General features: G+C 66.6%; 5 protein-coding genes. All 5 read left to right on the plus strand.

The window, feature by feature from the left end; all coding sequences use genetic code 11:
- Positions 1-310 precede the first annotated feature (310 nt).
- From IBX53_RS13240 to IBX53_RS13260, 5 genes are read left to right on the plus strand one after another with little or no spacing between them, the layout of a single operon-like run.
- The gene (locus IBX53_RS13240) at positions 311-1,471 is read left to right on the plus strand and encodes a TAXI family TRAP transporter solute-binding subunit (RefSeq protein ID WP_290909998.1); all 1,161 of its coding nucleotides are present in this window, start codon (positions 311-313) and stop codon (positions 1,469-1,471) included.
- 48 nt (positions 1,472-1,519) lie between these two features.
- Positions 1,520-3,529, plus strand: a complete 2,010-nt coding sequence (locus IBX53_RS13245) for a TRAP transporter fused permease subunit (protein ID WP_290910000.1) — start codon at positions 1,520-1,522, stop codon at positions 3,527-3,529.
- Positions 3,530-3,573: 44 nt separating this feature from the next.
- Complete coding sequence (locus IBX53_RS13250) at positions 3,574-5,013, plus strand: enoyl-CoA hydratase/isomerase family protein (RefSeq protein ID WP_290910002.1); 1,440 nt, start codon at positions 3,574-3,576, stop codon at positions 5,011-5,013.
- A complete protein-coding gene (locus tag IBX53_RS13255; RefSeq protein ID WP_290910003.1) occupies positions 5,010-6,206 on the plus strand; it encodes an acyl-CoA dehydrogenase family protein in 1,197 nt (398 codons plus the stop codon). The genes IBX53_RS13250 and IBX53_RS13255 overlap by 4 nt, the downstream gene beginning before the upstream one ends.
- A gap of 32 nt (positions 6,207-6,238) precedes the next feature.
- Positions 6,239-7,360 carry an acyl-CoA dehydrogenase gene (locus IBX53_RS13260; protein WP_290910004.1) on the plus strand — a complete coding sequence of 374 codons (1,122 nt, stop codon included), beginning with the start codon at positions 6,239-6,241 and terminating at the stop codon, positions 7,358-7,360.
- Positions 7,361-7,484 lie beyond the last annotated feature (124 nt).

The raw sequence follows: 7,484 nt of genomic DNA on the forward strand, positions 1-7,484 counted from the left end.
CGACCTGACCGGGCGGGTCTTCCTCAGCACCTACGCCGCCTGGCAGGCGCTGGGCGCTTCCTCTACAACCGGCAGCTGATCAGCTGACGCCGCATCCCCCTCTGGCTTAGACATTGGTCTATGCCTGATCTTCTCTCGCTTCCTGAAGCGCCCCAGCCGGCGCCACTTTTCCCATGGCGTCACCATAGATTGCCGCCCGATTCATATCGCGATGGCGTTGACACCATCGCTGCCACTTCCCTACTATCGATTCCGTATTCGGAATACAGTACCGCACAGCAAAACAATATTAAGATCTGAGGAGCCCTCCATGCGATCAATTACTCGTCAACTCGCTCTCGCCAGCCTGCCCTTCGCCATGCTCGGCAGCAGCATCGCACTGGCCAGCGAGGTCAATCTCCCTCGCACCATGGCGTGGACCGCCTACGGCACCAACTCCAGCGGCTATGCCCAGGCCGTGGCGATCGGCAACATGCTGCAGTCCAACTACGGTACCTCGGTCAGGGTGCTGCCCGGAGACAACGACGTCTCGCGCATGACGCCGCTGAAGCAGGGGCGAGTCGATCTCTGTGCCTGCGGCATAGCCAGCTACTATGGCGTCGAGGGGGTGATGATGTTCGCCCATCCCGACTGGGGTCCTCAGCCCATTCGCCTGATCACCACCTCTACCGCCTCATTCGGCCTCTCTCTTGCCGTGGCCGGTGACCTGGGAGTTGAAACCCCGGCGGACCTGCGCGGCAAGCGGATCGCCTACATCCGCGGGGACGACGCCCTCAACAAGGGAACCGAGGCCTACCTGGCCTTCGGCGGTCTGACCTGGGACGACGTGGAACGCATCGACTATCCCGGCTACGGCCGCTCCTTCGACGGCATCATCGCCGGCAACGTCGACGCCTCCTTCACAACCACTGTCACCCCTCCCGCCCAGCAGCTGGCCAGCAGCCCCCGCGGCATCAGCTGGCCGGTGCTCGACCCCGACGATGCCGAAGGCTGGGAGCGCATGGCCGCCGTAGCACCCTACTTCCAGCCTCACCGCATCACGTCGGGAGCCGGCAACGTCAGTGCCGACAACCCCGTCGACAGCGCCAGCTACCCCTATCCCATCGTGGTCGGTAACGCCGACCTCGACGACGATATTGCCTACGGCCTGATCCGCGCCCTGCAGGACAACTACGACGACTACAAGGACAACGCGCCCGGTGCCGTGGGCTACGCCCTGGAGTATCAGGATCTGCAGTGGGTGATCCCCTTCCACGACGCCGTCGTGGAGTACTACGAGAAGATCGGCGTCTGGACCGACGAGATGCAGGCCCACCAGGAGCAACTGGTCGAGCGTCAGAACCTGCTGCTGGCGACATGGGGAGCTTTCGTTAACGACGCACCCGACGATGAAGAGGCCTTCGGCAGCGCCTGGATGGAGGCACGTGCCACCGCACTGCGCGACGCCGGTTTCGACCCAGTCTTCGAGTGATCCCCCCGGGGGGCGGCTCGGGCCGCCCCCAGCTTTCTGGACCCTGCCATGACCCACACTTCTGACAACGACGGCACCCAGCAGGCTAAGGAAAAGATCCGCCAGATGCGGACCCTGCCGCTGCCACTGCGCTGGATTCCCGGCGCCGTGACGGTGATCCTGCTGCTGATGACCCTGGACTACCTCTTCAATTTCGGCTACTTGACCTTCGTCACCGGACTGGAGACCCAGTTCTACTATGCGGTGGTGGCCCTTTTGCTGCCGCTGATCTACCTGCTCTGGCCGCTGACGCCAGCGGGCCAGCATCGCCCCATTCCCTGGTACGACTACCTGCTCAGCGCCGCGACTCTGGTGGTCAGCGGCTACTTCGTTATCAACGCCGACTCCATTCTGGAGCGGGGCTGGGCATTCGCGGCCCCGGATACCGCTCTGTGGGTCAGCTATGCCTGGTGGATACTGATCATCGAGGCGGCACGCCGCGCCGGCGGCTGGCCCATCGCCGTGATCGTCACTCTCTTTTCACTCTACCCCCTGGCAGCCGACGTGATGCCGGGCCCCATTCAGGCCTTTCCTTCATCGCTCTCGGAAACCGCCATGTACCACACCATGAGCACCGAGAGCATCATGGGCATCCCGCTGCAGGCCTTCGCCGGCCTAGTGATCGGCTTCCTGGTGTTCGGGGTGGTGCTGCAGAAAAGTGGCGGTGGCAAGTTCTTCATCAATCTGGCCTTCGCCCTGCTCGGCCATGTACGGGGCGGCCCGGCCAAGGTATCGATCTTCTCCAGCGGTCTGATGGGTTCGATGAGCGGCAGCGTGATCAGCAACGTGCTGACCACAGGTGTGCTGTCGATTCCCGCCATGCGCCGGATCGGCATGAGCCGCTCCTTCGCCGGCGGGGTGGAAGCCTGCGCCTCCACCGGTGGGGTACTGATGCCCCCGGTGATGGGCGCCACCGCCTTCGTCATGGCGATGTTTCTCGACGTGCCCTACTCCGCCGTTGTTCTGGCCGCCATCATCCCCTCGATCCTCTATTTCCTAGGCTTGTTCATCCAGATCGATGCCTACGCCGCACGCAACGACATCAAGGGCCTGCCCACCGTCGAATTGCCGTCACTCTGGCAGACGCTGAAGGAGGGGTGGTACTTCATCTTTGTCTTCGCGCTGCTGGTCTGGATGCTGCTGGTGATGCAGCGCGAGGCCGTGGCCCCCTTCTACGCCACCGCGCTCCTGCTGGTCCTCAACCAGCTCTCCCGGCACAACCGCTGGGGCTGGAAGGAGCTTGGTGAGGCGCTGTCGGGTGCGGCCAAGCTGTTCGCCGAGCTGATCGCCATCCTGGCGGGCGTGGGGATGCTGGTGGGCGCGCTCTCCATGACGGGGCTCTCCGGCACCATCGCCAACGACTTCATCCATCTCGCCGGTGGCAGCGTTCCGTTACTGCTGCTCATGGGTGCCCTGACCAGCTTCGTGCTGGGTATCGGCATGACCGTCACCGCCGCCTACATCTTCCTGGCGGTGGCCCTGGCACCGGCCCTGATCCAGGGCGGCGGCCTCGACCCGATGGCGGTGCACCTGTTCATCCTCTACTGGGGCATGCTCAGCTTCATCACGCCGCCGGTGGCGCTGGGCGCCTTCGCTGCCGCTACCGTCGCCGGAGCCCGACCGATGTCGACCGGCCTGCAGGCCATGCGGCTGGGCAGCGTGATCTACTTCATTCCCTTCCTGTTCGTGCTCAACCCGGCGCTGATCATGCAGGGCGAACCGCTGCAGATCGTGCTGGTGTTCGTCCAGGCACTGGCCGGCATCGTGCTGTTCGCCTCGGCCATGCAGGGCTACCTGATCGGGGTCGGTCGACTGGGTCATGGCGCGATCCAGGAGACGGCGATCCGCGCCCTGGTGCTGATCTCGGGGCTCACCCTGGCTCTGCCCGGGGGCGGCATGGTGCCGCTCAGCCAAGTCGAACTGCTCGGCATCTCGCTGGCCGCCCTGGTGCCTGCCGTCCTGCTGGCCCGCTGGAGTGGACGCCACCGCCGTGACGGCTCGCACGAGCCGAGCCTGTGACCCGACCCGGCCACACACCACGCCCACAACCCGGAGCTCATTGCATGCCAGCCTGTGTCCACTACCAGCGCCATGACGAGATCGGTGTGATCCGCATCGACAATCCGCCCGTCAATGCCCTCGGCCATGCCGTGCGCAGCGGCCTGCTCGAGGCGCTCGACCGGGGCCTGGCCGATGACGGCGCACGCGCCCTGGTGCTGATGGCAGACGGCCGCACCTTTATCGCCGGTGCCGATATCCGCGAGTTTGGCCAGCCTCCCCGGCAGCCGATACTGCCGGAGGTCGTCGCACGCCTCGAGGCCAGCACCAAGCCCCTGGTAGCGGTACTGCACGGCACCGCCCTTGGCGGCGGCCTCGAGGTGGCACTGGGCTGCCACTACCGTGTGGCCCTGCCGGGTACCCGGGTCGGCCTGCCCGAGGTCAAGCTCGGCCTGCTGCCCGGTGCCGGCGGCACCCAGCGGCTGCCCCGCCTGGTCGGCGTGGACAACGCCCTGGCACTGATCACCAGCGGGCGTTTCGTGCCTGCCGAGGAGGCATTGGCGCTGGGCATCATCGATGCCATTGCCGAGACTGCTGTCCCGCTCGATGCCGGCCTCGATGCCGCTCGCGCCATCCTGGCAGGCCAGCGCACCGCCCGTCGGACCGGAGAGCTACCCGCGCCCGCCGCGGACCCCGGGGCCATGGCACGCCATCGGGCTCGGCTCGAGACCGAGGCGCCCGAGCTGTTCTCGCCATTTCGTTGCCTCGAAGCCATCGAGGCCAGCACCGATCTCAGTCTGGCCGAGGGGCTGTGCCGCGAGCGCGAGCTGTTCCTCGCCTGCATGAACTCCCCCCAACGGGCCGGGCTGATCCATGCCTTCTTCGCCGCCCGCGCCCCGCACAGAGTGCCTGACAGCGACGCCCCCCCGGCGCTGACCCACATCGCCCTGCTCGGCGAGCACCCGCTCTTCGAGCGTCTCAAGGGCAATGCCGGGCGCACCGGCATCGCGTTGACCGACCGGCCGGACGCGTCCACGCAGGTCTGCCTGATCCCCCCAGACAACACGGATCCCCCATGTCCCGCGGGGTGTCTGACCATCGTCCTGCAGCCGGCGGAGGGCATCGGAAGACTGGATGAGATGGACGCAGACCTGGTGCTGGTCACGCCGACACAGGGCGCGCTGGTGGAACTGGTCGCCACTCGCGCCAGTGGCGAACAGCAACAGGCCGCGGCCTCTGCCCTCAAGGCACTGCGTCAAGCCGTCGTGGTGAGCCGCGGCCACAGCCTGCTCGCCGCGCTGTACCAGGCGGCGAACATCGCGCCGGATGACCGGTGGGCCGCCATGGAGGCGGCCAGCCTGCGCCTCGCCGAGCAGGGTTTCTGCTACCGCACCAGCGATATCGACCTGCTGGCCGTCGAGGTCCTGGCCTACCCGCGTCACCTCGGTGGCCCCCACTACCAGGCCACTCTCTCTGCATCCGCCACCTCGGAGACATCCCCATGAACCTGACCTACAGTGCCGAGGAGCAAGCGTTCCGCCAGGACGTACGCGACTTTCTCGCCACGTCACTCCCCGCCGACATCCGCGAACGCGTGCGGCTCGGCCGGCGGCTCACCGCCGACGATCACGTGCGCTGGCAGACAATTCTCAGTGAGCGCGGCTGGCTGGCCGCCAATTGGCCAGAAGAGCACGGTGGTCCCGGCTGGGGCCCGGTGCAACGGCACATCTTCGACGAGGAGTGCGCCGCCGCCCATGCCCCGACCGTGGTGCCATTCGGCATCAACATGGTCGCTCCTGTGATCATGAAATTCGGCAGCGAAGCGCAGCAGCGCCACTACCTGCCGCGCATCCTCGCCAACCAGGACTGGTGGTGCCAGGGCTACTCCGAACCCGGGGCCGGCTCCGACCTGGCCAGCCTCAAGACCCGCGCCGTGCGCGACGGTGACCACTATGTCGTCACCGGGCAGAAGACCTGGACCACCCTTGGGCAGCACGCCAACATGATGTTCTGTCTCGTACGCACCGACCCCGACGCCAGGAAACAGGCCGGCATCAGCTTTCTGCTGATCGACATGGCAAGCCCGGGCATCACCGTACGTCCGATCATCACCCTCGATGGCGCCCACGAGGTCAACGAGGTCTTCCTCGACGAGGTTCGCGTGCCGGTGGCCAACCGCATCGGCGAGGAGGGCCAGGGCTGGACCTGCGCCAAGTTCCTGCTGACTCACGAACGCACCGGCATTGCCGGACTCGGCCACGCCAAGCAGGCACTGCACCATCTCAAGTCGTTGGCCACACGGATTCAGCATCGCGGGCGGCCTCTCCTCGAGCTGGCGAGTTTCCGCCAGCGGGTGGTGAAGGCCGAGCTCGAGCTGATGGCACTGGAGGTCACCAACCTGCGGGTCATCGCAGCGGCCCGGGATGGTAGCGTGCCGGGAGCGGAGAGTTCGCTGCTCAAGGTCCGCGGCTCGGAACTTCGCCAGGAGCTCAGCGAACTGACCCGCCGCGCCCTGGGGCCGGCCGCGCTGCCCTTCTTCCCCGACTTCCTTCACGGAGACGGCGAGCTCGACGACCCGACCCTGGCGGAGAGCGCCGCAGGCGCCGCCCAGTACTTCAATCGCCGCAAGCTATCGATCTATGGCGGTGCCAACGAGATCCAGAAGAGCATCGTCGCCAAGACAATTCTTGGCATGTGAATCGCCGATCCTCCGTACCCAAGGAGCCGTCCATGGACTTTTCCCTGACCGACGAGCAGCGCATGCTCGCCGACACCCTTGATCGCCTGATTGCCGAATGGGTCGCCCCCGAGCAGCGCCGCGCCATGCTCGAGGCACCTGCCGATGAGCCTTCGGCGCTGTGGCAGACCTTCGCCGAACTGGGGCTGCTGCACATGCCCTTCCCCGAGGAGGTTGGCGGCCTCGGCGGTGACGGCATTGACCTGATGCTCATCATGCAGGCCCTGGGACGCGGCCTGGTGCCCGACGCCTACCTGGCCGGACTGGTACTGCCCGGTGACCTGCTGGCCCGGCTGGGTGATGCCGGCCAGCGGGAGCGCTGGCTGACCCCGCTACTGGAGGGCGACCATCAGCTGGCACTGGCCTGGCAGGAGAGCCACGCCCGCTACGATGCCCATGGCATCACCACCGCTGCACGCCGCGATGGTGATGGCTGGCGCCTCGATGGCAACAAGCAACTGGTGCTCAATGCCGCCTCGGCCGCTGCCCTGCTCGTCACCGCCCGCCTCGATGACGGGCGTCTGGGCGTGTTCGTGGTCCCCGTCGACGCCTCCGGTCTGTCACGTCGCGACTACCGCACCATCGACGACCAGTCGGCCAGCGACCTGACCCTGGATGCCGTCCCGTTGAACGATGCCAGCTGTCTCGGCCTCGACGCCGCCCAAGCCCTCGATGCCACCCTGGCGCTCGGCCGCGCCGCGCTGTGTGCCGAGGCGGTCGGGGCCATGGAGGTCGCCTGCGAGCAGACCCTCGACTACCTCAAGGAGCGCCAACAGTTCGGCACCCCCCTGTCGGCGTTCCAGAGCCTGCAGCACCGCATGGTCGACATGCACCTGCACCTCGAGCAGGCCCGCTCCATGGCGATTCTCGCCGCCACCAGCCTGACCCTTCCCGATGCCGAGCGTGACTATCGCCTCGCCGCCGCCAAGGCTTACTGCGGCGAGGCCGCCCGCTTCATCGCCGAGCAGGCCATCCAGTTGCATGGCGGTATGGGCATGACCGAAGAGTGCTACGTATCGCACTACGCCAAGCACCTGGTGATGTTCGATCATTATCTGGGTGACGTCGATCACCACCTCGACCATGTCAGCGACCACCTTGTCGACGCGGCCTGACCGCTGATTGCAACAAAGGAGAACGACGTGGCAACAATCGAACGCGATTCGATGGACTTCGACGTGGTCATCGTCGGCGCCGGGCCCTCGGGTCTGGCCGCGGCGTGCCGACTGATGCAGCAGG

It is taken from the genome of Halomonas sp. (genome assembly GCF_014859505.1).
GTDB lineage: Bacteria > Pseudomonadota > Gammaproteobacteria > Pseudomonadales > Halomonadaceae > Halomonas.